At 40.5% G+C, this 22,818-nt stretch carries 21 protein-coding genes and 2 pseudogenes; 6 read left to right on the top strand and 17 right to left on the bottom strand.

Annotated elements, in window-relative coordinates; translation table 11 throughout:
* Positions 1–306: 306 nt before the first annotated feature.
* From CDG76_RS22010 to CDG76_RS36395, 8 genes and pseudogenes are all read right to left on the bottom strand, one after another.
* Positions 307–1,065, bottom strand: coding sequence for an FHA domain-containing protein (locus CDG76_RS22010; protein WP_190240931.1), 759 nt, complete (start codon positions 1,063–1,065; stop codon positions 307–309).
* Between the two features lie 816 nt (positions 1,066–1,881).
* Positions 1,882–3,477 (bottom strand): serine/threonine-protein kinase, encoded by a 1,596-nt coding sequence (locus CDG76_RS22005; protein ID WP_094351038.1) that lies wholly within the window; start codon positions 3,475–3,477, stop codon positions 1,882–1,884.
* A gap of 688 nt (positions 3,478–4,165) precedes the next feature.
* Positions 4,166–4,825, bottom strand: a pseudogene (locus tag CDG76_RS22000) (IS4 family transposase); the annotation flags it as partial.
* Complete coding sequence (locus CDG76_RS21995) at positions 4,806–4,961, bottom strand: IS4/Tn5 family transposase DNA-binding protein (RefSeq protein ID WP_094348690.1); 156 nt, start codon at positions 4,959–4,961, stop codon at positions 4,806–4,808. The pseudogene CDG76_RS22000 and the gene CDG76_RS21995, both read right to left, overlap by 20 nt.
* A gap of 436 nt (positions 4,962–5,397) precedes the next feature.
* Positions 5,398–6,228, bottom strand: a complete 831-nt coding sequence (locus tag CDG76_RS21990; RefSeq protein WP_094351092.1) for a squalene/phytoene synthase family protein — start codon at positions 6,226–6,228, stop codon at positions 5,398–5,400.
* A gap of 1,130 nt (positions 6,229–7,358) precedes the next feature.
* Positions 7,359–7,802: an acyl-CoA thioesterase gene (locus tag CDG76_RS21985; RefSeq protein ID WP_094351037.1), complete on the bottom strand. Its 444-nt coding sequence runs from the start codon at positions 7,800–7,802 to the stop codon at positions 7,359–7,361.
* A 41-nt stretch (positions 7,803–7,843) separates the two neighbouring features.
* On the bottom strand, positions 7,844–8,431 hold the full coding sequence (locus CDG76_RS21980) for a TetR/AcrR family transcriptional regulator (protein ID WP_094351036.1): 588 nt from the start codon (positions 8,429–8,431) through the stop codon (positions 7,844–7,846).
* 160 nt (positions 8,432–8,591) lie between these two features.
* Positions 8,592–8,755: pseudogene (locus CDG76_RS36395) on the bottom strand (NADH-dependent alcohol dehydrogenase); the annotation flags it as partial.
* A 646-nt stretch (positions 8,756–9,401) separates the two neighbouring features.
* Between CDG76_RS36395 and CDG76_RS21975 the strand changes: the two are divergent.
* A complete protein-coding gene (locus CDG76_RS21975; RefSeq protein WP_094351035.1) occupies positions 9,402–10,199 on the top strand; it encodes a sulfite exporter TauE/SafE family protein in 798 nt (265 codons plus the stop codon).
* A 50-nt stretch (positions 10,200–10,249) separates the two neighbouring features.
* Here CDG76_RS21975 and CDG76_RS21970 read toward each other — a convergent pair whose 3' ends face one another.
* Complete coding sequence (locus CDG76_RS21970; protein ID WP_094351034.1) at positions 10,250–10,912, bottom strand: cadmium resistance transporter; 663 nt, start codon at positions 10,910–10,912, stop codon at positions 10,250–10,252.
* A gap of 153 nt (positions 10,913–11,065) precedes the next feature.
* Between CDG76_RS21970 and CDG76_RS21965 the strand changes: the two genes are divergently transcribed.
* On the top strand, positions 11,066–11,776 hold the full coding sequence (locus CDG76_RS21965) for a cadmium resistance transporter (RefSeq protein ID WP_094351033.1): 711 nt from the start codon (positions 11,066–11,068) through the stop codon (positions 11,774–11,776).
* A gap of 169 nt (positions 11,777–11,945) precedes the next feature.
* Here the strand turns inward: CDG76_RS21965 and CDG76_RS21960 are convergent, their stop codons facing one another.
* The 3 genes from CDG76_RS21960 to CDG76_RS21950 all read right to left on the bottom strand — a co-directional run bounded on the left by CDG76_RS21960 (position 11,946) and on the right by CDG76_RS21950 (position 14,201).
* Positions 11,946–12,500, bottom strand: coding sequence for a hypothetical protein (locus tag CDG76_RS21960; protein WP_143854142.1), 555 nt, complete (start codon positions 12,498–12,500; stop codon positions 11,946–11,948).
* 249 nt (positions 12,501–12,749) lie between these two features.
* A complete protein-coding gene (gene cysK / locus CDG76_RS21955) occupies positions 12,750–13,712 on the bottom strand; it encodes a cysteine synthase A (protein WP_094351031.1) in 963 nt (320 codons plus the stop codon).
* 18 nt (positions 13,713–13,730) lie between these two features.
* The gene (locus CDG76_RS21950) at positions 13,731–14,201 is read right to left on the bottom strand and encodes an RrF2 family transcriptional regulator (RefSeq protein WP_190240930.1); all 471 of its coding nucleotides are present in this window, start codon (positions 14,199–14,201) and stop codon (positions 13,731–13,733) included.
* 225 nt (positions 14,202–14,426) lie between these two features.
* On the opposite strand from CDG76_RS21950, the gene cysE reads away from it, so the two are divergent.
* Positions 14,427–15,152, top strand: coding sequence for a serine O-acetyltransferase (cysE, locus tag CDG76_RS21945; RefSeq protein WP_094351029.1), 726 nt, complete (start codon positions 14,427–14,429; stop codon positions 15,150–15,152).
* 170 nt (positions 15,153–15,322) lie between these two features.
* A complete protein-coding gene (locus tag CDG76_RS21940) occupies positions 15,323–15,913 on the top strand; it encodes a Crp/Fnr family transcriptional regulator (protein WP_094351028.1) in 591 nt (196 codons plus the stop codon).
* 6 nt (positions 15,914–15,919) lie between these two features.
* On the opposite strand, the gene CDG76_RS21935 is transcribed toward CDG76_RS21940, so the two are convergent.
* Positions 15,920–16,258 carry an NIL domain-containing protein gene (locus tag CDG76_RS21935; RefSeq protein WP_094351027.1) on the bottom strand — a complete coding sequence of 113 codons (339 nt, stop codon included), beginning with the start codon at positions 16,256–16,258 and terminating at the stop codon, positions 15,920–15,922.
* Between the two features lie 188 nt (positions 16,259–16,446).
* Complete coding sequence (locus CDG76_RS21930; RefSeq protein WP_094351026.1) at positions 16,447–17,091, bottom strand: NIL domain-containing protein; 645 nt, start codon at positions 17,089–17,091, stop codon at positions 16,447–16,449.
* A gap of 704 nt (positions 17,092–17,795) precedes the next feature.
* On the opposite strand from CDG76_RS21930, the gene CDG76_RS21925 reads away from it, so the two are divergent.
* A complete protein-coding gene (locus CDG76_RS21925) occupies positions 17,796–18,314 on the top strand; it encodes a hypothetical protein (protein ID WP_143854141.1) in 519 nt (172 codons plus the stop codon).
* A 551-nt stretch (positions 18,315–18,865) separates the two neighbouring features.
* Positions 18,866–20,377, top strand: a complete 1,512-nt coding sequence (locus CDG76_RS21920; RefSeq protein WP_094351024.1) for a hypothetical protein — start codon at positions 18,866–18,868, stop codon at positions 20,375–20,377.
* A 130-nt stretch (positions 20,378–20,507) separates the two neighbouring features.
* On the opposite strand, the gene CDG76_RS21915 is transcribed toward CDG76_RS21920, so the two are convergent.
* From CDG76_RS21915 to cysT, 3 genes are all read right to left on the bottom strand, one after another.
* Entirely contained in the window at positions 20,508–20,774 is a 267-nt protein-coding gene (locus CDG76_RS21915) for an NIL domain-containing protein (RefSeq protein ID WP_094351023.1), read from the bottom strand.
* Positions 20,775–20,923: 149 nt separating this feature from the next.
* Positions 20,924–21,799 (bottom strand): sulfate ABC transporter permease subunit CysW, encoded by an 876-nt coding sequence (gene cysW, locus CDG76_RS21910; RefSeq protein ID WP_094351022.1) that lies wholly within the window; start codon positions 21,797–21,799, stop codon positions 20,924–20,926.
* Entirely contained in the window at positions 21,786–22,646 is an 861-nt protein-coding gene (gene cysT, locus CDG76_RS21905; RefSeq protein WP_094351021.1) for a sulfate ABC transporter permease subunit CysT, read from the bottom strand. The genes cysW and cysT overlap by 14 nt, the downstream gene beginning before the upstream one ends.
* Positions 22,647–22,818 lie beyond the last annotated feature (172 nt).

Genomic DNA, 22,818 nt, shown 5'->3' with positions numbered 1-22,818 from the left:
ACTAATCTTGTTGCTACTGCTGGTAGACCTTGAGTATCCTCCTGTTGCCAGGATAGAGCATAACTTACTCACTCAATCCCTGAATCGCTTTCTTTTTATTTTGAGCTAGAGATGCCACTCCAAAATGATTGCTATGATATTTAATCACATTCTTAATTTTTTTTATATATTTTGACGAGTTCCCTTTTAACTTTCACTATTTGTCTGCCTGTCTGCTTCAGCAAACCTTACCTTCTTACTCAGCACAGACTAACAGACTAAATGTTACGCTACCGCTAACAACACTTCTCAAGCAATTGAAAACTGCTAGAAGTTCCAATTTTTTAGCTGGCTGGGATTAGAAGGTATTTGTGTGGTAAACAGGCGGTCTAAAATTTCTGATTTCTGTTCTGAACTGAAGTTGTCATAAAAATTTTCAAGCTTTTCAACTATTCCGAAATTTCTGAAAGCCTCTAAATTAGAATCTGGTTTTTCAGTTAGAGATTTTTGTCTATTCTGGGAATAAGTAAGTATGTCTACTGTATGATTATTCCTGCGATGCCCAAGCTGCATCAATAAATCCATTGCAACAGTTGGCAGAACGCGGTAGGTAGAAGTCACAAAAAAATCAAAAGTCATATTTCCTAGACGGATGCGATCGCCATCTTTGAGCTTAATCGGCCTAACACTGCGATTACCATTCACAAACGAGCCATTGGTACTGTTGAAATCAATTAAGTAAAAGCCTTGCTCGTCAATATGCTGAATAGCAGCGTGGCGACGAGACAGATGATTGTCAGCAATGCAAATACCACTGGTGCGATTACGACCTATCGTCCAGATTTGTTGTGGCTGTCGTAAACTCTGAGTCTGATTGTCGCCCAAGTTAGTCATCAAATAAACAGCAGTACTATCCACTACACCATGTACGTAACCCGTCGTCTTGACTCTCCTCAACGACGGTTGAGATAGGTTTTCTAGCTGAAGAATTTCATCTAGAAGGCTGCTGTGGTGTTCATACAACTTGAGAAATACTTGATATAAAGTTAATCGCCGTTCTATTTCCGTTTGTGCAAAGTCAGTCATTATACGTAAACCTTATACTACCTGATTTCGGTTGTAATATATATCTCCAGCCGACAATCAGGAATAATTGATTTTTTGCTGCCACCTAAAAAATTTAGTGGTTTAGGATCGTTCTATTTTACAAATTTTAGGTGTGATATTCCCTGTTACTTATAGCCATGAAAAGCATGTAAATACTTTAAAAAATTATTATGATGCTTTATTGTTTATTGTAAATAATCATTTGTTATTTGTAACAGATAAAAATCATAAAGATTTCATTAAGAATTAACAAACATCTACGTATTTTTGCTAGATATTTGGATATTTCTTAATCTTCATGAGAGTGATGGCTATGGCTCAACCTAAACATTATACATATTTCAATACAGTTCAGTTAAGCATTTATTTCTTCTCTCAGTGCCCTCTGCGCCTCTGTGGTTCGTTAAAAAAATTGACTTTGACAAAGAGTTTTAGCCTTAACTGAACCGTATTGATACATATTTGGTCAATTCTGAATGAATCTAAGTTTTTATCGAGAAGAATCAGGGCTAATTTTCCTAGATACGAGAAAAGTTTAGCTTTGTGATTCTGAGAAAATAAGTGTTTTAAAATTGTTAATAAAAATGGAGAGATTAAAAGCAGGGAGTTGAGGCTATTCTGCTAATCTCAAATAATTGACTTCAATAAAAAATATTCATCCGTCAGGATAATCTAGAATCTAATATAGGAGAATATTCGCATATAACTATGGGTACAAAAGAGGCTATTCCCGATGAATTAGGAAACTCCATCCGTCTCATCCGTCTATAGATTGCGGTAGTTCACACTTTAAAATTACAACAAGCCTCGTTTCCCATTGGGGCGCACGGTCATCCAATTTGTTTTTGCTAGTGCTAGCTGCTCATCCGAAATTTTGGCACTGGTAAGATTAGCACCACACAGATTAGCTCCTCGGAGGTTAGCATTGCTGAGATAAGCATTGCTAAGGTCTGCGCCTCGCAGGTCTGCTCCTTCTAAATCAGCATGGTTAAAGTATGCTTTGCTCAAATTAGCATCCTTAAGATTTGCTCGAGTAAGACTGGCTCTGCCAAAGTCACTATTGTGAAGATTAGCTCCCTGAAGATTGGTTTTTTGCAATTGAGCAGAATGGAAATTTGTTTGAGATAAATCAGCACCTTGCAGATTTAGCAAATTTAAATTGTGTAAGGCAAAATCTCGTCTTCCCTTCAGATAAGCTGTTAATAAACCTTGGGTATCTAACTTCCGCCCAACTTTAGAATTTTGAACTTGTGAACCATTGCTGTTGCTACTGAAAGTCGTTGATTTGCCCATCCCAGAACCCTGGTGCGATCCCGCAGCTTCCGCTGCCTTGGCTCGTCTAGCACGAATCGCTGCCGCTACCTGTGCCACTCCAGTGTTGGTAGCAGCAGGGTTGTTACATAAAACAGCAGAATTTTCCAGGTGATTATGTGTTCGCTCTTTAGATCCATGATCAGATTTAATCAGCAAACCCTTTGCTAAACTATCTAAGTATGGTTCTATTTCCAATGCTCTGAGAACTTCTGCCGCTGACTGATAGCGATTACGTACAGACACCTCTAACATTTTTCGTAACACATTGCCCAAGTGATCGCTCACTTGCACAAGCTGCTCCCACATCATCTCACCAGTGTTGGGATTGTAATCTAAATCTTTAGGAGTTTTGGTAGTCAGTAAATAAATGCATGTTACCCCCAATGCATAAATATCACTGGCGTAGACTGGACGCATAGCCATTTGCTCTGGAGGTGCAAAACCAGGAGTACCAATTGCATACGCAGTTAATGCTGTCTGTCCTGATGGGCCTGTCGCACCTTGGCTGATTTGGTTTTTGACGGCACCAAAGTCGATCAGTACCATTCTGGCATCTTGAGTGCGGCGGATTAAGTTGGCTGGCTTGATATCACGGTGAATCACCTTTTGATCGTGGATGTATTGCAACAGTGGCAAAGTCTCGCTCAAAAATTGCTTGACTCCGGTTTCGCTCAAGATGCCGTTAAGTTTGACCTCCTCTTGCAAGGTGTCACCACTAATATATTCTTGAACTAAGTAGAATTGCTCGTGATCTTCAAAATAGTCTAACAATCTTGGTACTTGGGGATGATTGCCAATCTTACCTAGAGTTTTGGCTTCTCGCTCAAAGAGTTCTCTAGCCATCTGTAAAACGTGTGGGGCGCTTCCTGATGGACGTAATTGTTTGATTACGCAACTCGGTTCTCCTGGTAAGCCTTGATCGTTGGCTAGGAAGGTCGCTCCAAAGCCGCCCTGACCTAATGGTTTGATCACCTGATAGCGATCGCGCAACAGTAGTTGCGAGCCACAAGACTCACACCTTTGGCTATACACCAAATTTTCTGGATTGGAACAGGTAGGATTTAAGCAGTAGCTCATGCACTCTCAACTCGCTGCACGAATAATCACGGGGAGTGTTATACTCCCTTTCAATTATTTAGACATTAATCAACTCTTGCAAGGTAATTTCTGCTGGAAATCCTTTGAAGAGTTCCTAAAGTTTAACTGAGATTACCTAAAGCGATCGCTAAACAAGATTATTTATTATACTTACATTGGCAAATACTGTTTATGCTGCTTTCTACCAATTCCTAATCACGCTCTCTCAAGGCTTGTGGCGTTCATCGCGCTATTATACCATTCAGAAAATCAACTTTAATCTGGTTTTTGCATGGCAGAATTGGTATTAAAAGGTATTGGAGGGCAGTGCCCAACGCCAGTTACTAATTTGGGGAAACCCCAGACGCTCGCGGACTCCCTCTAAGCATTGGCGCAGCCTCTCTAAGAGTTGCCATGCCGTTGGCGTTCGCGAGTACGTGTCGCAGACAAGCCTCTCGTACCACTTTGTGGAAGCAAGCTACGCGTAGCGTCTCCCTTTGGGAGAAGAGAAGGCTTTACGCTGCACTATCGCTTTTAGCGTCTCCCCTTCTCCCCAANGCTATGCATTAGTCACATGTTTCTTAACATTGCTGTAAGTAAGTCAGGAAAAGGATTATGGAACAATGCAACATGTAGATAGTTGACAAAAGGAGGAGAATGTGAATAAGGTTAATTTGATCGGCGATCGCTAAATACATATTTGACAATTCTGGTAGAGTAGTTTCCAGGTTGCAGCGATATCGTGTAATCGCTGTAATCCCCGCCAAATAGTCTTAACACCAGGTTCTCCATCACCCTTTCGACCTAAAAAGCCACCTAATATTGCAATCATTCGTACTGCTTCGCGTAAAGAAGGCGGCTTTTTGGGTGGGATTGGATTTTTGTTGATAGTGGCACACAAAGACTGCCATTCATCGATTTCTAGAACAGAATCACATGGCATATCAGGGTTAAATCTGGCTTCATAAGTTAGCCATAACAAACGCCACGCCACAATTGAATATGTTGCCAGTGCCATATCGATTCGCCTTGCGGTTTCAAGCTGTAATTTTTCAATTCCACAACCACTTTTTAATGTGTAGTGGTAACGTTCTATCAACCAACGATATGTGTACCAGCGAACGCAACGGGCAGCCTCTTCAAAACTGTTAGCTTTAAGGGTAGTAAGCAACAACCAGCTAATCGGTTTGATTCCATCTGGCGGGTTTTCTTCAAGTGCCAGAATTACCTGCAATTTTACAGGCTTCAACTGTAAACGTCGGATATGGTGTAAGGGTACTTGTATCTCAAAAGTGGCTTGAAAGAGTGTTAGTTTTGCTGTCCTTGCATCACGCTCTGGGTTTTGCTTGTATGTTTCCACAGGCTTGAGGTACGCTGCTGCTTGGTTGTGCTGCCAAGTCTTCTACGATCCTTACCAGACGCTTGTTTCGTCTTGCGTCTCCTAAATCTGCCTGTTTTAATTCGGATGCTGCCCATTTTTCCATGATGCACCATTACCCTCAAATATTCTCTTCTCTCAAAAACTATACCTATCAATGCTTTTGGCATATTTTAAGTAAGTTGTATTTTTGTTGAGAAAGATGCGGGTAATGGATAGCTCCCCAAGGGAGAGGCTAATATAATGTCCGCTTGATTGCTTACTAAACCCGAAGAACCCCACCCCCGCCAAAGCTACGCTTTGTCTCCCCTCCCCGCAAGCGGGGAGGGGATTAAGGGGTGGGGTGCAATGACTGTGGTTAGCATAACTAATTATGCGGACATGATATAACGCCTTTCCTTCGTAACGCTACGCGAACGCGGAGCGTCTCGTAGAGAAGAGAGAAGACCGCACTGGCTACCCTACAGAAAGTCGCTGTAGGATTTTGGCTACCCAAATTTGGAGGCAATTTAGAATCATCTCCATTATTCGTTAAGAGATTTTTAGCTAGCTTTCATGTTCACACTAGTCAGCTGTTCGATAAGTGCAAAAACATCACTGCGGCTGAGTTTCTCTTTACCATTAGCAAGGGCGTCAAGAGTGCCGTTTGCCAAGGTGAAGGGGATTTGACAAAAATCTAAGGCTGGCCCGGTAGGAAGGTCTTTGATATAAGCTTCGGCCAGCCCGATATTGCGTCGGGCATACTCTTGCATATTTTCTGCACTCCAACCTTCTGGGAAGAATTCTACTCCACGCCCCAAATCTTCAGTGTGGTTACGCAGGATATTGACTGCTTGTAAACCCCGACCAAAACCAATCGCCTGGGTACGGTTCGTTTGTGTTCCATCATACCAAGTCCATAAATCAGAAAGTAACAGTCCCACTGCACCTGCAACTCCAAAGGTATAACGATCTAAATCAGATTCTGTATAAATTTTCCAGTTTTTTTCTGCCCAATAAGCCATCCGGTCTGCCATTGCAGCAGTGGCATCCCAAATTCGAGGTGCAATAGTGTCTGGTGCTAGTAGTAACCATTCTCTAATCCTCAAAGTGACTTCTTCTAATGAATTCTCATACCCACTAAATCCTGCAAAGAAAGCATCTACCGCAAAGCCATCAACTCCTGCCTGTAATGTCAGGCTAATGGTTCTTAACAGCTTTGCTTTAGTAGCGTTATCTAGTTCGGGATGATCTTCAATTTCATCAATGGCACGCATACACAAATATGCTGATGCTACTGCTTCTTGCAATCCTGGCGGTAAAACACTAATTGGGATATAAAAAGTTCGGCTAGTTTCTTTGAGGATTTGCAATGCATCTCTACGTAAATTCATGTTTTCACTCCCCACTTGATTTTTGCACCACATGAAGTTTGCAGTTTTTTGATGATACTGGATATAGTTTTGACTAAACCTTAAAAACTATAGACTATAAGATACGCTAGTATTTCATCTAAAAATTGATAGTTTTTGGTATTGCAATTAACAAAACTCTCAAATTGATCAAAGTCTAGTCTAGTATAGAGGTTTTTGGGTGCAAAAGTGTTTGAAGTGTCGTTTGATATAGCTTTCATAAACTTTTAGTACAGATATAAAGAATTATGGTAATATTTGGTTAGATATTATGAAATTTTTCCATAAGCAAACATCCATTTTAGAGATTTGAAAGTGCTTTAAGTCTGCGTTAATCTGACTAACAAAGTGTAATTATTGTATATATAAAGACAATTCAGGAAAAGCTGACAACGGATAACAGCATTTGTACATACCTTTGGATGGGTACAGTGGCTTACCGAAGATTTAGGGTCAGTTAAATTGGACGACATATAAGGCTGCAATGCGTGAGTTGGACTATACCTAATCTATTGGAGTCAGAATCGCCTTGCTGTTCAAAGTGACATAAAGTGACCAAAACTTAGAACAAGAAGTTCCCGTATATTTACGACATTGACAATAAAAAAGTTGGCTACTTACCCACTCAACACAATATTTGTGAATATTTGACCTCTTATATCATGTCCGCTTGATTGCTTATTAAACCCCAGTAACCCCAAAGAGCTTAAGCTACACTTCGTCTCCACTCCCCGCTTGTCTACAGTCCACACAAGCCCTAAAAACCTAAGCTTGATGAGGTCTTTCTCATTCCCATGCAGAGTATGGAATGAGAGGACAATAAGAAATCGAGCTTTTTTCGACTTGTGTACACACTAGCCCCGATGCGGAGAGGGGATTAACCCGGATTTCTCACTTGTGAGAAATCCAGGATAAGGGTAAGCATCAAGAAATTAATAATTTTTTAGATTGACCCCTCCCAATCTGCTCTTACCAAGGGGAGGTGCCGCAGGCAGTGGGGTTCTTTCTATGCGTATTCGTGAAGAATTGATATTATAGTCCAGATTATGTTTACACAAAAACAAACCGAACAGTCTGTAAAAGTTAAAAAAATATCGAAGTATTCCTAATTATTAAATTTTCTGAATCCCTTGTTGATACTGTAAATATTTTTTCTGTAATTCCTCTGGAATGGGAATAAGACGATTATTTTGCAGACTGACAAAACCACCCTTCTGGCTAGCCACTGCTGCTAACTCATTGTTAGATAAAATTTCAGCTTGCACAGTCCACTTTAAGCGTCCTAAACCACTCAGCCATAAACGTCCAATCACTTGATCAATAATTTTTATTGGACGTTTATATTCAATCTCTGTTCCAGCTAGAATTGGTGTATATCCTTGTTCAATTTGTTGATTGAGTTGCCAATGTTCATCTAAAAACTTTAGACGTAAATCCTCTAGCCATCTGATATACACGATATTGCTCACAATTCCCATAAAATCAATGTCGTATGTTTTGACAGGAATTGCTAATACTACTTCTAATGGTCTGTGTAAGTTGTTATTTACTAGCATTATTTCTTTTGATATTTTTTAATACTGCTCGGTCTGTTCAATTAAAGAGAAATTTTCAAGTATTGATTCAGGTGATTAATTACCCTATGGATATGAATTGAATCTCCATAAAGCTTGCTCATCATTATGCCTCCTTCCAGCGTTGCAATGATGATGCTAGCGATTTCATCAGCACTCACTTCCGGGCTAATTTCACCCTTTTCAATTCCTTTTTCAATAATTCGACAAATTAGATGCAGCCAAGAGTTCATCGCTTGTTGAGCACGTTCTCGCAACGCCGGATGAGCATCATCACTTTCCACAGCAGTATTCAGCAGTGGACACCCTCCCTTGATGGGTGGATTTTCTGCGAAGCTACTAAATACCCCAATGATTGCTTGCAGACGTTCTACTGCGTGGTGTTTGCTTCGTAATGCAAATCTAGTATGCTGCTTAATGCGAGCGATCGCAAAATCAAAAGCCTGTAGTGCAAGATCATCTTTGCTTTGGAAGTGATTGTAAATTCCTCCTTTCTGCAATCCAGTTACACGCATAATGTCTGACATCGATGAACCTGCATACCCCTGTTGATTAAACAGTTCGGCTGCTTGCTCTAGAATTCTGGTTTTTGTTTCTTCGCCTTTGGACATTACAGCGATTTTGATAGTAAGGAGTTTATTGAATTGAAAATTGCTGTAAATAAAATATTACCGACCGAATGGTTTGATTTAAACTATCATGACAGTTGCTTGTAAGTCAATATTTTTTCCACACTGAGTAAAGAACTAGGCATTGGCTATAGCCAAAGTTTGCCAATGCAGACTTCACCTGGTTATAGACGCCGTTAGTTTTGATGCTACCCCACCATAATTAATCAGGATTTTGGCATTATCAGGAATTTCAGCAGCAATGTTGGCGATTTGACCTTTGCCAAACAGGATTTTGACTGGATTGCAAAAAACAAAGTTTTCCATGAGTCATTAAGCTAGGGAATCGGAATTGACCTTGAGTATTGTAATCACTTTCAGGATGTTGTCTAATTGCAGCATAATGCGATATATCGCGTCTCTACAAAGTTTGGTATTATCCCTATGCTTACTAACTTGTAGGTAAATTTTTGAGCAACCAGTCCGTAGGGAGTTTGACTGACTGCGGTGTATTATCCAGATAATTGAACAATATACAACGCGAATACGCTAGACGTTTAATCATACTTACGAGTAAAATACGGTAAGTGCATCGCCTTACGTGGTTTTATATGTAAAACTGTAGAAAAACCTAGTTAGAAGTTGAGTTTAGCAGAGCGACTGACTAATAAGCAGTTATCAAAGTCTATTTGAGCTAAATGCCAGTTGTCATGCTTACAAAAACTTCCAGACAGGTTTTAAGTTGTCCAGGAATCCTTGAGAAACGCAATAACTTGTCATAACTAGCCCTGTCTACCACTGGGCTATAGTTTGGCTGAGTTGCTGTTCTCTAACTGCTCGTAGTTAAGTCAGTGAACAGTTATCAAGGCTTCGTTTGGGGAATCAACCCTTACCGACGCTGCTCACTTATAGAAGTGGGAGACTCAACAGGACTTTGATAAGTGATAACTAATTGTTGAAACCCCCGAAGAGTATGCACTATCTATTACTACCGTTCCTAAGCTTTTTTGTTGGTATCATCGTTGGTTTGACGGGAATTGGTGGAGCGTCTCTCATCACCCCAATGTTGATTTTTATTTTTCAGGTTCCGCCTTCTATCGCTGTGAGTTCTGATGTTGTGGCTGCCACATTGATGAAAATTGTTGGTAGCGTCAAGCATTGGGAACAGAAAACCCTTGACACAGAAGTTGTCAAATGGCTGGCCTTTGGAAGTGTTCCAGGCTCATTGTTCGGAGTGGGGATTTTGCACTTCATTAAACATACAGGTGAGTATAGCCTGGATAATATCTTGCTCCGTTTGCTTGGCGGGATAATTTTGCTAGTCACAGTGTTAGCACTAGTGCAATTGTTGTTATTGACTTTTTTCCCCAAATTTAATTTACCCGAACTGCCAAAGTTAGACTTAGAAACTAACTTTGGTCGATTTATAACAATTACTTTGGGAGCAATTTTAGGCTGTTTTGTCGGTCTAACTAGCGTCTCTTCAGGTTCAATGTTTGCCCTACTGCTGATTGGGTTTTTCCGTCTTGATGCACGGAAGTTAGTGGGTACTGATATTTCACACGCAGCGATTTTACTGCTGTTTACAGCCCTTGGTCATCTCAGCTTGGGAACAGTTGATTGGAGTTTGGTAGTGCCTATATGGCTAGGCTCTGTGCCAGGGGTGTTACTAGGCGCTAAAATCTGTCAGGTAGCTCCGCAACGCCCACTACGTTTTATTATTTATGCCATTTTGATGATGGTAAGTTGGAAATTAGTTCATCAGGTTTAACCAATTTGAAATTTTCAATTCCAAATCCAGCATTCAAAATCCAATATTGATTAACTTCTGATCCAAGGTAGTAGAGTGAATGTACCTCGCTCATACATAATGAATAGACCCAAGCCAATTAACACAAAAGGTACAACAGCGTTACCGTAGCGACTTAAAATATTAGCAATGGTAGGTTGACGGCTTAAAAAATAAGCGATCGCACACCAAACCCCTACCATAATAAAAAATATACTTAAAATTACTCCCAAGCTGGCAAGGTCATGACCAGCGAACAAAGGGATATATATACTGATATTGTCACCACCATTTGCGATCGTTACTGCTGCCACTTTATAGGTTTGGGGATGCAAAATACTCAAAATAAAAGACAATACCGGGTTAGTAGATGTTGGCTGGTTAAAATCACTACTGACTGTCTGAACTGTTATAGTATCTTCTTCTTTATATACTAAGTGGTGAATCCCAATACCAATTGGTAGCAATCCTAGCAATCCTATCCATTCTCGCTGTATGACCAATCCACCAAAAAATCCTGGTAAGCTAGCGATGATAATGGCTGAAAAACCCAGATATTGACCAAGTAAGATATGCCGCCGCCGAAAATTAGCATCTATTTGCGAAAAAAATATTAACAAGATAATGATGTCATCTATGTTAGTGGCGATGAAGGCAATTATCCCTTCACTGAAGGCTGTTCCTAGCTGACTCATGCTGGATTTTTAGAATCTACGATTTACCACCATACCAAATTAATCTTTCAAGTAATTGAACTACACAACTCCCGTTCGGCTACGCTCACGGCAAGCCTACTCCCTATTCCCCATCTCAGTCGTAGTCTAAATACCTGAAAACTGCTGTCAAATATGAGCGAGTTAGTTACTGAAATTACTACAGGGGCAATTGCGTTCATTGCCACTAACATCGATGATATTGTCATTCTATTGTTGTTTTTTTCTCAAATAAATGCTAACTTTCGCCCCCGGCATATAGTTGCTGGTCAGTTTCTCGGTTTTACAGTTTTGTTAATCCTTAGTCTTCCGGGTTTATTTGGGGGATTAGTTTTATCAAAAAGCTGGATTGGATTACTTGGTTTACTACCAATTTCCATAGGTATCAGTAGCTTAGTGAATCGGGAAGAAGATTCATCAAAAGAAATTGTAGCTGCCACAGAAGAAGCTGAAGCATCAACAATTACTAGCTTTTTATCTCCCCAAGCTTATAGTGTGGCAGCCGTTACCATTGCCAATGGTAGCGATAATATTAGTGTCTATGTGCCTTTATTTGCTAGCAGCAACTTAGAGAGTTTTTTGGTAATTATCGGATTATTTTTTATCTTATTAGGAGTTTGGTGCTATGTTGCATACAAATTAATTAACAATAGAGTCATAGCTGATGTATTGACTCACTACATTAATTATCTTGTGCCTTTTGTTCTGATTGGATTAGGCGTTTTTATTGTATTAAAAAGTGAAGCTTTAAGTCCAATAAAGCTAGCTGCTAGTGGTGTCTGTTTGATGATTTTGGTGAAAAACAATGAAAGTAACGATAAAATTGGCGAAAATTCTAGTAAATGAATGTAACTAGTACGACGGACATGGCGGAAATTTCCGAAAGGATTGATGTTTGAAAAAATTTCTGTTTCTGTATCAGCTAACGGCTGTGCGTACACAGTAGAACAGCAGGAGAGTGTGCCGAAGCAATCGCAATATTCCAAAAGAATAGAAGATTAGGCGATCGCTATTGTTAATCAGATGCTCCAGCGTGTATTAATAAACATTGCCTTTGTTCTTGATTAACTATCAAAAATGTAAATCCCCAGAAAATAAAATCCCACAGTTCGTCATCGACATCAAAGGCTGGATTATATTGAAAAACTCTCGCATTCTGGTAATCAATACACTCATTTACATTCCGCCAAAAGCTTGTAATCAGATTGCGCTTTTTGGATTTTTCAACGTTTTTGAATCCGTCAGATGGGTTGATGCGTGCAATAAAACTATTAATTCTGGTAGTCAATACTGTGGAAGCATGATAACACTCACACATGGTAGCCAGTTCTGGCTTTGCTCCTGGATAAGCCAATTGGATTAATCTTTGCATTTCTAAATCTGGCGTTGCTTCTTGAGAATTTTTTTGAATGGCTAGTTTGTCCAATGTTTCAGGCTCTAAATCACCATCCTCAAGCTTTATTCCCTTCGCACTGAACCAGATGACATAGTTGGAACCTTGTAGGCAACAACTCATAGCTTCCATGTATCCATTTAACCTACCCAGTTCTGGTGTATTCTGTATTATCATACTGTTATTGGTTTTGAACGGCTCGAACTTCTCTGTGCCTCCAACCCAGTATAGTTGCCTTCTTGTACTAAGGAATCAGGATTAAATAACTCCCCAAACTGTAAGCAAGGGCGGCTTTGACGATCTAATTAACAGTTCACAATCATATCAAGGAAACCCGCCCCTACCTAATCCTGGAACTTAGTTTAATTCACGATTCTTAAGTTGCCTCATTAAGAGTCTTATCCTGAGAATGCTTACTATGAGAAATCAAACTTTACTCAACCACTCATTCTCTTCTGGGTCTTTGAAGAGTGAGGTGCTGAGGTAGCGTTCGCCGAAGCTAGGCTGGATCATGACGATGAGGCGACCTGCATTTTCTGGTCGTTGTGCCACTTGAATAGCCGCGTATAAAGCAGCGCCAGTCGAAATCCCCGATAGTAATCCTTCTTCTTTTGCTAGGCGACGGCTGTAAGCGATCGCTTGCTCATCTGCTACCTGAATCACTTCATCTACCAGTTCTGAACGGTAAATTGCTGGGACAAATCCCGCGCCGATACCTTGAATTTTGTGAGGCCCTGATTTACCGCCTGCTAATACCGGACTGTTGCTGGGTTCAACTGCGATCGCTTGAAAACTCGGCTTCCGTTTTTTAATAACTTCTGAAACTCCCGTAATCGTCCCACCAGTACCCACTCCCGCCACGAGAATATCTACCTCTCCATCGGTATCATTCCAAATTTCTTCGGCTGTGGTTTCGGCATGAACTTTCGGGTTTGCGGGGTTTTTGAACTGCTGCAACATATAAGCATTGGGCGTTTTAGCTACAATCTGCTCTGCATGAGCGATCGCTCCTCGCATCCCTTCTACTCCTGGCGTTAACTCTAGTTGAGCGCCATAAGCTTTGAGCATGGATCGTCTTTCGTGGCTCATTGTGTCAGGCATCGTTAGAATGAGATGGTAGCCCTTGGCGGCTGCCACCATCGCTAGCGCAATTCCTGTATTTCCAGAAGTCGGCTCTACTAAAACAGTTTTTCCGGGGTGAATCAAGCCTGCTTCTTCCGCCGCTTCCACCATACTCGCGCCAATCCGGTCTTTCACAGAAGATGCTGGATTCATGCTTTCTAGCTTCACCACAATCCGAGCAACCGCTCCTGAAGCTTGGGGAATCTTGTTTAATTGAACTAAAGGAGTTCGGCCGATTAACTCTGTGATATCTTTCGCTATCCGCATGGGGGTACTCCGTCGTGTCTAAATATAATACATTGGACTCTGCTGGGCGCGAGTTTCTCTTTCCTCGCACAAGTCTTGGAGTGTGTAACGACCCAAAACTTCTATTGAGGCAGCGTTAGCTTGCTCCCAAACTTCATAAACCAGAGTCTTTTCCAGAGTCGGAGAGTTAGAGGTATCTTTCTCTTTCCGCTCGCCTTCAACCAAAATGACAATTTCAAGTATTGTAATCTGCCAAGGTTCCCGAACTAAAACGAAACCTCCTTTAGAGCCGCGTTGACTCTGCACCACACCAGCACGCCGGAGGTTGGTCAAAATTTGTTCCAGATAGCGCTCAGGTATGGGTTGCTTGGCAACGATCTCGCTCATAGTTAAAGGAAGTTTTTGTCCGTGGTGGCTTGCCAGTTCTAATAGTGCCAGCAATGCGTATTCCACTTTGGAAGATAGATCCAAGAGAGCGTAGTTTTGGCTATTCAACACTGTACTCAACATACTACGGTGAATTGAGGGACATATCGCAGTTTATGCGAAATTAATTTTTTTCAACTGTGGAATGTGATAGCATCCCACTTATTACCCACAAAAACACTATACTCTATCGACTTACCGTAGATTGTGCTTTTACACAATTCTCATAAAGGACTCGATCTTTTTCTGGGAATTATCCTGAGTTTCTGTTTTCAGAGCCTCACCTACCAACAAAAATCTCAACAGAGTATGCTACTAACTGATTTGCGAACCATTTTTGAGCGTGACCCAGCAGCCCGTAACTGGCTAGAAGTATTGTTCTGTTACCCTGGACTGCAAGCTCTAGTGTTTCATCGATTGGCGCACTGGCTGTATAAAATTGGAATTCCCTTCATACCAAGATTCATCTCTCATACTAGTAGGTTTTTAACCGGAATTGAAATTCATCCTGGGGCATTAATTGGCCAGGGAGTGTTTATTGACCACGGGATGGGAGTAGTGATTGGCGAGACTGCGATCGTGGGAGATTATGCTCTGATTTATCAAGGTGTCACCCTTGGCGGGACTGGGAAAGAAAGCGGCAAACGCCATCCAACTTTAGGTTCTCATGTGGTTGTGGGAGCGGGTGCGAAAGTATTGGGAAATATTCAAATTGGCGATCGCGTCCGTATCGGAGCCGGTTCTGTGGTGCTACGAGATGTCCCCAGTAACACTACTGTAGTTGGGATTCCAGGGCGCGTAACTCGTCAGAACAACTCGTCTAGCAATGTTCTGGATCACGATAAAGTACGCGACGTAGAAGCTGAAGTCATCCGCGCTTTATTTGAACGCGTCAAGTCTCTAGAGAAACAGTTCGAGCAGTTGGAACAATCTAGTTTGTCTCCAACTGAACTTGGCGACGAATTAACCGACAACCCTAAGAGTAATAATTCTGATGGGATGATAGAAGATTTTCTTGATGGTGCGGGAATTTAATTTAAGGCATTGGGCATTGACGAAGAGGCAGAGGGGAAACAGGTAATTTTTTATTTTCCCCTTGCCCCCTGCTTCTTCCCCACTCCCTTTTTTAAAATACCCATAGGTTCTTATAACCTGATATAAATGTAATACTACGGTTAATTTATCGGAGAATAGTTTTATATAGTATGGTGTCTTTGTACACAAGCTTATCTACTTCAAGCAGTAACAATACTAAGCAACTTTTTGCCCGTAGGTCATTTCTGCCGGAGCATCATAACGACCTTTGGAAGATTGAAACGGGTTTCGTCAGGACTTTTAGCTATCTGGAAGATGGTACAACTGTCGCTTTAGGATTGTGGGGCCCTGGAGATGTCGTTGGTAAGAGGTTGTCAAAATTAGAACCTTATCAGATGGAATGCTTAACTAAAGTGGAGGCGACAGTCTTACCTCTAGAGGAGTGGACTGAACTAACAGAAACTCTACTTGCCCATATCCAACAGGCTCAAGAATTGATGATCATTCGTAGCCATAAAAAAGTGGATACTATGCTCATCAAGCTGTTGGCATGGTTATCCAAAAAGTTTGGTTCGGAAGTTGAGAAGGGACGTTTAATAGATATGCGTCTGACTCATGAAGATTTAGCGGAAATGCTTGGTTCAACTCGTGTTACCATCACTCGTGTTCTTGGGCAGTTTGAACAAGAGGGCTTGATCGATCGTCTCTCCTTACATCGAATTGTCCTAAAAGAAGAAGAAATTTGGTACTACGAAATTTAGATTATTTCAGTAAAACCAGCTATCGCCGTCAGCATTCGGCTTACCCACAATTCTAAGATTCAGGGATTCTAGGTAAGCTAAACCGCGAGAAATTTGTGGTACTGTTCCCCGCAGTTCAATGTCAAAGCATCCTTCTCGATCTGTATTTGGTTGTAGCATAGCCTTAGTAATATTAACTACCAAGCCGTAAGTAGAAATTAACTGCGAAATCACGGGCGCTTGCAGATAGCATTTGGGAATATGTATCCGCAGACGAATCTGAGTGACTTGGCTTTTTTCAGAAACTGAAGAAACCAGTGATAATCTGTTTTGGGAATTGGTTTTTTGGTGATTTAGTGCTGCCATTGGATAGTGGTAATTTTATTAATTAGCGTAGGCGTAGCCCGTCGTAGACATCACTACCGAGACAAATCCAGCCAAATTGTCCTTGAATTACGAATTACGTTAGCGCAGCGTTAGCGTTAGCGTTAGCGAAGCGGTAGCGAGTACTCGAGCGTCCGCAGGAGCGTCATTACGAATTACGAATTATTAACTTAGCGATCGCTATAAATGCTAGACAAATCCAGCCAAATCGGTAGTCCCAGTTTTTCTAAATAACTCAAGCTAGAGTAGAGTTGCTTTGTTCTCCCCCACAAATCCAAGTCAAACCAGCCGTCATCTTGCGTATCGGGTTGAAGTATAGCACTGGTAATATTGACCGTTAGTCCATAACGAGAGACTAATTCGGAAATCACTGGTTCTTCGTAATAGGATTTTAAGACGCACAGTTGCAAGCGCAATCGATTGGTTTGACCCAGAGAAATCCATTGCTGGAATTGTTCTTGCCATTTATTTGTCAGCCATGCAGAGTCTTTGGGACTCAGTTTGCTAGCTGGATTTGGGAAAGGTAGAGTGTGCTGGTTGGATTGAATTTGGTTAGCGATCGCTAATTCCAGCAAATTCACTCCCAATCCTTGCAAGTAAGATAGGCTATTTGTCAGTTTTTGGGGATTTCCTGAAAGTTCCAAATCAAACCAGCCATCGCTGTCATTGTCGGATGTCAGGGATGCAGCTTTGATATTGACAGTTAAACCATAACGAGACACCAGCCGAGAAATTACAGGTTGCCTGTTATACCGTTGAGGCACAAGAATTCGACTGTGGACTGAAGCAGGTTCTACAGATTTACTCTCAGACATCAGATTAATTCCCAATAGCGATGCCTACGACGGGCTGCACCTGCGCAATTTTTAGGTTCGGCAGAGAATCTTGCTAATGCTGTGCCCCTATAATTCAACTGTGTGTGGTTGAATATCAGCCTCATAGAAATTTTCATATTTCTGGCTTTTTATTTAACTACGGTAACTCTATCGATTTAATGAATTTACTTGTTATGTAAAGGAAAATATCACAAAGTACGCAAAAAAGCAATCAGCAAATTAACGTAAGTTCGGAGCAATTTATGTAGAGTAATAGACGCTAAACGAATTGAGAATTTATTCCATCTGTCCCTGCGCTGATATCGTCATTATCTTGGAATTAAAATTGAACGTATCCTTTTTACCCGACCTCACCAAATCGCGTTGCTCCCGTTCGATGTTCTTGGGAGAGAATAAGTTACACGTTGCTTTTAGGGACTTACATGAATAAACCCTAAAATATCATCACCTGACCCTTCAACTGTGGAATATCGTTTACAAGATTTAAGTTTTAATAAGCACTGTATTTCTTCACAAGTTCCTCACATTAATTTGATAATATCAAGCATCAAGATCGAGGCGCTCAAGTATTGCATTAATTATCTTGAGAATTCACCGCCTTAAACAACTTTAACAACATGAGTACAATCTATATGAACTTTAAAAAATTTGGTGTATTACTGTCTATATCTACAATTTTTGGAATGAACGTTATTACGACCAAGACTTTGGCTGAAGATTTGCCTAGTATTACTTTTGGAGCAATAACAACGGTTGGATGTAGTGTTACAAATCCGCTTCCTGGCTCTGCTCCTATAACCTTACCGATCGCCTTGGATCAAATCAGTGCAAGCGAGGGTCAGCGTCAAAGGTGTATTTTACGTGCTCAGACTTTTATTCCTAGTGGTTTCTTCGTCAAAGATATACAGATACTGTACCAAGGAAGTGCTACAGTTAGTCCAATGAGTGAAGGTGCTAGTTTAAGCAGAACCTATAGCTTTAATGGTGGTGCTCTTGGTCAAGACATATCTCCCATTAAAACTACCAACTTTACATCTAACGGTTCTAATGGATTTGCGGAGCAAGATAGTATTACTGTTCTATCTAATTCATGTGGTGGACAAGGACAATTAGGTATTAATATAATTGCACAATCATCACCAGGAAGCTCTATAGACATCTCCAAAATAGTAATATTGTCTGGTAATCTGTCACCTTGCTAAATTTAAGAAACTGCATCACTTTTATTTTTAATTTTTCGCTCCCATTTAATAAGACCACCTTCATTAAGCAATTTATTCGACTTATTTGCCAGATATTTACCGATTGATGTTGGCGAATCGCCTCATATAATACTGCCCCCTTGTTATCAACCGAATATCTCCAAATGCCTTTTATGGTATCTTCTTAGCGTGAATTAAGATGAGATTGTCCAAAGTTTTTACCTCTTGGAAATCTCTTCATTGCCAATTACCGCAGCTTTACGAACCGATACCACTACCTTCACAAAGATTAAAACATTTTAATACTTAGTTAAATTAAATACATCGGCAAGGACGAGAGCAAACCTCTCGAATGACATGAGCGATTCACACGCAACTACGTGGAACTTAGCTGGTACTTGAGCTAATTATTAATAAACTGACAGGTCAGTGCTGGCGCGATCGCGAAAACTTTAAACTTTAAGTTCATATCCTAAAATTACCTTGTTCTTTACCCTGTTAGGATATTAATCAGCATAAAATAGTCGGTTAATTTCTGATTATAAAGTTTGATGATTAATATTACTAAATTAAATAAAATTGACTTTCTCGTTTTGATTGGGATTGTGATTATTGGTCTTATACATTTACCTTTTCCATTTGACGGAGATCAAGCATTTTTTCGGCTTGGTGCTTTGGAGATGCAACAAGGAAAGTTACTCTATCGCGATTTTTGGGATGTGAAGCAACCGGGGATTTTTTGCTTTTACTTTTTAGCGGGAACTTTATTTGGTTTTAATGAGATTGGCATCCATCTCTTTGAACTTATTTATATGGTGTTTCTGTCTATAGTATTGTTGCTGAGTCTCAAAAGCTATTTTCGGCATCCGATAATCGCAAGTCTAGTACCTTTGTTAACGGTTGGCGTTTACTATACTGTTTCACAGCCTTGGCATCTTACTCAAGTGGAAGCACTGGTTAATTTGCCTTTATTTACTTGTGTTTGGTTGACTTATGAATCTTTTAAATATGAAGGTAGAAAAAGATTTTTTATACTTTTACTGTCAGGCTTTATTGGTGGGATTGTCATCACATTTAAATTAATACTTTTGCTAATATTACTTTCCTTTTGGCTAACTATTTTGATATATTCTTTGCTTATCAAACGGCAGCCAATTCCAAAAGTATTTATAGAAATTTTTATCCCCATTTTTATGGGGATTATATTTCCTATTTTATTTATTGTTAGCTATTTTGCTTGGTTTAATAGTTTACCAATTTTGTATCAGACATTTTTTTTATATCCACCTCGGATTGTTGCTAATTCCCAATTTAACCCAAGTGGGCTTTTTGCAGGAATCAAATGGTTCTTAAATAATTTTTACCCTTTACTTTTAGCCGCTACTGTTGCAGTAGATGTATCATTGCGTAAGTCTAAGAATATATTGACTTTGCTACTTGTGATTTGGTGTATTTTTGCTTTAGGTGTGATTGCTCTACAACGTGGGGCATTTTGGGAATATCATTATTTACTATTGTTTGTACCTTTAGGAATTTTAGCAACTAAAGGATTAGATGTTTTATGGGAGTCTTTAAAAAAATTGAGTTCCCCATTTACTACAATCCTGCTGATATTTTTGTTTTTCTTTCCTTTATCGCACACTCTTCTAAAAAAGAGTGTTGTTCTGGTTAATAATAACTTTGCTTTAACTGAAGATACACGATTTAAATATCAGACTGTTTTTAGAGAAAAATATCCATCTCTTCGTTCAGAGGCTGAATTTATCTCCCAACCAGGAAGTCTTCCTGGTAAGATTTATGTAGCTGGCGATCCATCTATTTATTACTTCTCCAATCGGACTCAGGCAACATCACTACGTGGTTGGGCACTTGAATATTTTCTGCCTGAGCAATGGACAAAACTTCTAGAAGAGTTAGATTCATCTAAGCCTCCTTATATCTTTATTGATTATATTCAGCAGCCTACTATCAACAAAAATTTCCCAAAAATGCTAGAATTCCTTGAGGGAAGATACCGTATTTTACGTCAAAATGATAACGGTATTTGGTATGCGCTTTTGTAGGAAAAGCACTACAGCAATTCTGAATCATTCATGATAAACAAGATCCCCGACAACTTTTACGAAGTCGGGGATCTGCGGGTTGCGATTCTCTTAAAACCAGATAAATAAACTGTTTGTGTTGCTATAACCCTTACCAATCGGTTGCTTTAGTATCATCCCAGACTTCCAATTCCAAATCGCGGAGATAAGTTAACCCGCTTTGAATTTGTGCATCTGTTCCTTGTAGTTCAAGGTCAAACCAACCATCTCCGACAGCATTGGCTCCCAAAATCGCTGCCGTAATATTCACAATCAGTCCGTAGTCAGACACCAGGCGAGAAATAACAGGTTCCTGGTGATAATCTTTAGGAATTCTGAGTCGAATCCGTTTATTGGTAAGTGTATTGTCAGTAGCCATATCTGAATTATTTCAATCCCTAATCGGGATTGGTACAGAACTACTCTTAACCCTAACGGTAATTTCCTGATAGGTACTAAGTAGCTCGTACCATGTCCCATGATTTGCTTGTATCCTATTCAAAAGATAACTATAATCGCTTGATTTTTCTATTCAACATCTTTAATGCGGGTTTTCCGTTCTAGAATCTCCTTCAGCACCAAGGTTACTACTGCTAGCAACGCTAACAGTACAGCCGCAGAGAAAGCCGCTTCAGTTTCGTATTGTTTGTAAGCGTCTTCTACAAACAGTGGTAGGCTCTGTGTTTGGTCAGCAATGTTGCCAGATACCACTGAAACCGCTCCGAATTCACCCATTGCTCTGGCATTGGTCAAAATTAAACCATAGAGTAAGCCCCAACGGATACTAGGTAGAGTGACGCGCAAAAATATTTGCCAATCTTTCGCACCTAGTGTTCTAGCAGCTTCTTCTTGATCCTTACCAAACTCTTCTAAAACCGGAATCACTTCCCGCGCCACAAAGGGCATACTCACGAAGGCTGTAGCCAATACCATGCCTGGAAAGGCAAAGATAATCTTGATATCATGGGCTTGGAGCCAAGGGCCAAACCAGCCATTGCGTCCGTAAAGTAGCACAATCATTAATCCTGCAACTACGGGCGAAATTGAAAAGGGCAGGTCAATAATGCTCAAAACTATGGCGCGTCCAGGAAATTTATGACGAGCGATCGCCCAAGCTGCACATAAACCAAATACCGTATTTAAAGGTAGAGAAATCACAGCTAACAACAGTGTCAGCCAAGCTGCATGAAGAAAAGCTGGTCGCGTCAGGTTGGATAGAAACGGCCCAATACCCTTACTAAAGGCTTGGATAAAAACGTTAATTGCCGGGATATATTCAACTAGGGCTAAATAGGCGATCGCTATCCCAATTAAAACTATTGGCACCCAACTCTTCTGCTCTTGAGGCTTGGCCGTATGTGTATCAGATGCAGATGAGTGAAAACTTGGCTTATCTACTGTCATATCGCCTTGCCCATGCTTGTAAGAAATTAATTGCCAATAGCAGTACCAACGAAATTGATAGTAAAACTATGCCAATTACTGTTGCACCAGAATAGTCATACTGCTCTAGGCGCTGGAAAATCAGCACAGGTGCGATTAAATCTTGATAGGGCGTATTGGAAGAAATAATCACAGTTGAACCATACTCTCCAACTGCACGGGAAAAACCCAAGGCAACACCAGTCAAAATCGTGGGAAATAAAGGTGGCAAAATCACTTTCCAGAAGGTCTGCCATTGAGAAGCACCCAGACACCAGGCAGCTTCTTCAATTTCATGTTCCATTTCTTGAAGTACGGGTTGCACAGTTCTCACAATAAAAGGTAGTGAGATAAATATCATTGCCACCGCTACTCCCGTGCGGGTAAAAGACACCTTTATTCCCAGTGGTGCTAGTAGCGAACCTAGCCAGCCGTTATCGCTGTAAACTGTTGCCAAGGTTAGCCCTGCTACGGAAGTTGGTAGTGCAAAGGGTAAATCTACTGTGGCGTCAATCAAGCGCTTGAAGGGAAAGTCGTATCGAACCAGAACCCAAGCAATCAGAGTTCCAAATACGCCATTGAGTAAGGCGGCAAATATTGCTGTAAAAAAAGTTACGTTGTATGTTGCTAGTGCGATATCACTGGTTGCGATCGCCCAAAACCTAGATGGAGGTTCTGTAGCTGCTTTCAGAAACATAGCAACTATAGGGATAAACAACATCACCGTCAGGTATGCAATGGTGATTCGCCAAGTCCAAGGAACTCGCCCCAATCTCTTCCAGAATGGCGTTTTGCGTTCAACTTCCACAGAAGGAGATACAGATGTCATAGTGAAAAATTCAAAATTTAAAATTCACAAGGAGCTTTTTGCCAGTGTTCGTAATTGCTAATTCGTAATTCAAGCACGACCAACTACTTTTAATTCTGGAGAAAAGAAAGTTGTGGGGTCATAATTACGAATTACGAATTACGTTAGCGAAGCGGTAGCGAGTACTCGAGCG

This window comes from Nostoc sp. 'Peltigera membranacea cyanobiont' 210A (assembly GCF_002246015.1).
Classification (GTDB): Bacteria; Cyanobacteriota; Cyanobacteriia; order Cyanobacteriales; family Nostocaceae; genus Nostoc.
This window is presented reverse-complemented; position numbering and strand designations above follow the sequence as displayed.

Bases quoted from the DNA above. Each gene is read 5' to 3' on its own strand.
- CDG76_RS22010 (WP_190240931.1), bottom strand. From the start codon at position 1,065: ATGACTGACTTTGCACAAACGGAAATAGAACGGCGATTAACTTTATAT.
- CDG76_RS22005 (WP_094351038.1), bottom strand. From the start codon at position 3,477: ATGAGCTACTGCTTAAATCCTACCTGTTCCAATCCAGAAAATTTGGTG.
- CDG76_RS21995 (WP_094348690.1), bottom strand. From the start codon at position 4,961: ATGGAAAAATGGGCAGCATCCGAATTAAAACAGGCAGATTTAGGAGAC.
- CDG76_RS21990 (WP_094351092.1), bottom strand. From the start codon at position 6,228: ATGAATTTACGTAGAGATGCATTGCAAATCCTCAAAGAAACTAGCCGA.
- CDG76_RS21985 (WP_094351037.1), bottom strand. From the start codon at position 7,802: ATGCTAGTAAATAACAACTTACACAGACCATTAGAAGTAGTATTAGCA.
- CDG76_RS21980 (WP_094351036.1), bottom strand. From the start codon at position 8,431: ATGTCCAAAGGCGAAGAAACAAAAACCAGAATTCTAGAGCAAGCAGCC.
- CDG76_RS21975 (WP_094351035.1), top strand. From the start codon at position 9,402: ATGCACTATCTATTACTACCGTTCCTAAGCTTTTTTGTTGGTATCATC.
- CDG76_RS21970 (WP_094351034.1), bottom strand. From the start codon at position 10,912: ATGAGTCAGCTAGGAACAGCCTTCAGTGAAGGGATAATTGCCTTCATC.
- CDG76_RS21965 (WP_094351033.1), top strand. From the start codon at position 11,066: ATGAGCGAGTTAGTTACTGAAATTACTACAGGGGCAATTGCGTTCATT.
- CDG76_RS21960 (WP_143854142.1), bottom strand. From the start codon at position 12,500: ATGATAATACAGAATACACCAGAACTGGGTAGGTTAAATGGATACATG.
- cysK (WP_094351031.1), bottom strand. From the start codon at position 13,712: ATGCGGATAGCGAAAGATATCACAGAGTTAATCGGCCGAACTCCTTTA.
- CDG76_RS21950 (WP_190240930.1), bottom strand. From the start codon at position 14,201: ATGTTGAGTACAGTGTTGAATAGCCAAAACTACGCTCTCTTGGATCTA.
- cysE (WP_094351029.1), top strand. From the start codon at position 14,427: ATGCTACTAACTGATTTGCGAACCATTTTTGAGCGTGACCCAGCAGCC.
- CDG76_RS21940 (WP_094351028.1), top strand. From the start codon at position 15,323: ATGGTGTCTTTGTACACAAGCTTATCTACTTCAAGCAGTAACAATACT.
- CDG76_RS21935 (WP_094351027.1), bottom strand. From the start codon at position 16,258: ATGGCAGCACTAAATCACCAAAAAACCAATTCCCAAAACAGATTATCA.
- CDG76_RS21930 (WP_094351026.1), bottom strand. From the start codon at position 17,091: ATGTCTGAGAGTAAATCTGTAGAACCTGCTTCAGTCCACAGTCGAATT.
- CDG76_RS21925 (WP_143854141.1), top strand. From the start codon at position 17,796: ATGAACGTTATTACGACCAAGACTTTGGCTGAAGATTTGCCTAGTATT.
- CDG76_RS21920 (WP_094351024.1), top strand. From the start codon at position 18,866: ATGATTAATATTACTAAATTAAATAAAATTGACTTTCTCGTTTTGATT.
- CDG76_RS21915 (WP_094351023.1), bottom strand. From the start codon at position 20,774: ATGGCTACTGACAATACACTTACCAATAAACGGATTCGACTCAGAATT.
- cysW (WP_094351022.1), bottom strand. From the start codon at position 21,799: ATGACAGTAGATAAGCCAAGTTTTCACTCATCTGCATCTGATACACAT.
- cysT (WP_094351021.1), bottom strand. From the start codon at position 22,646: ATGACATCTGTATCTCCTTCTGTGGAAGTTGAACGCAAAACGCCATTC.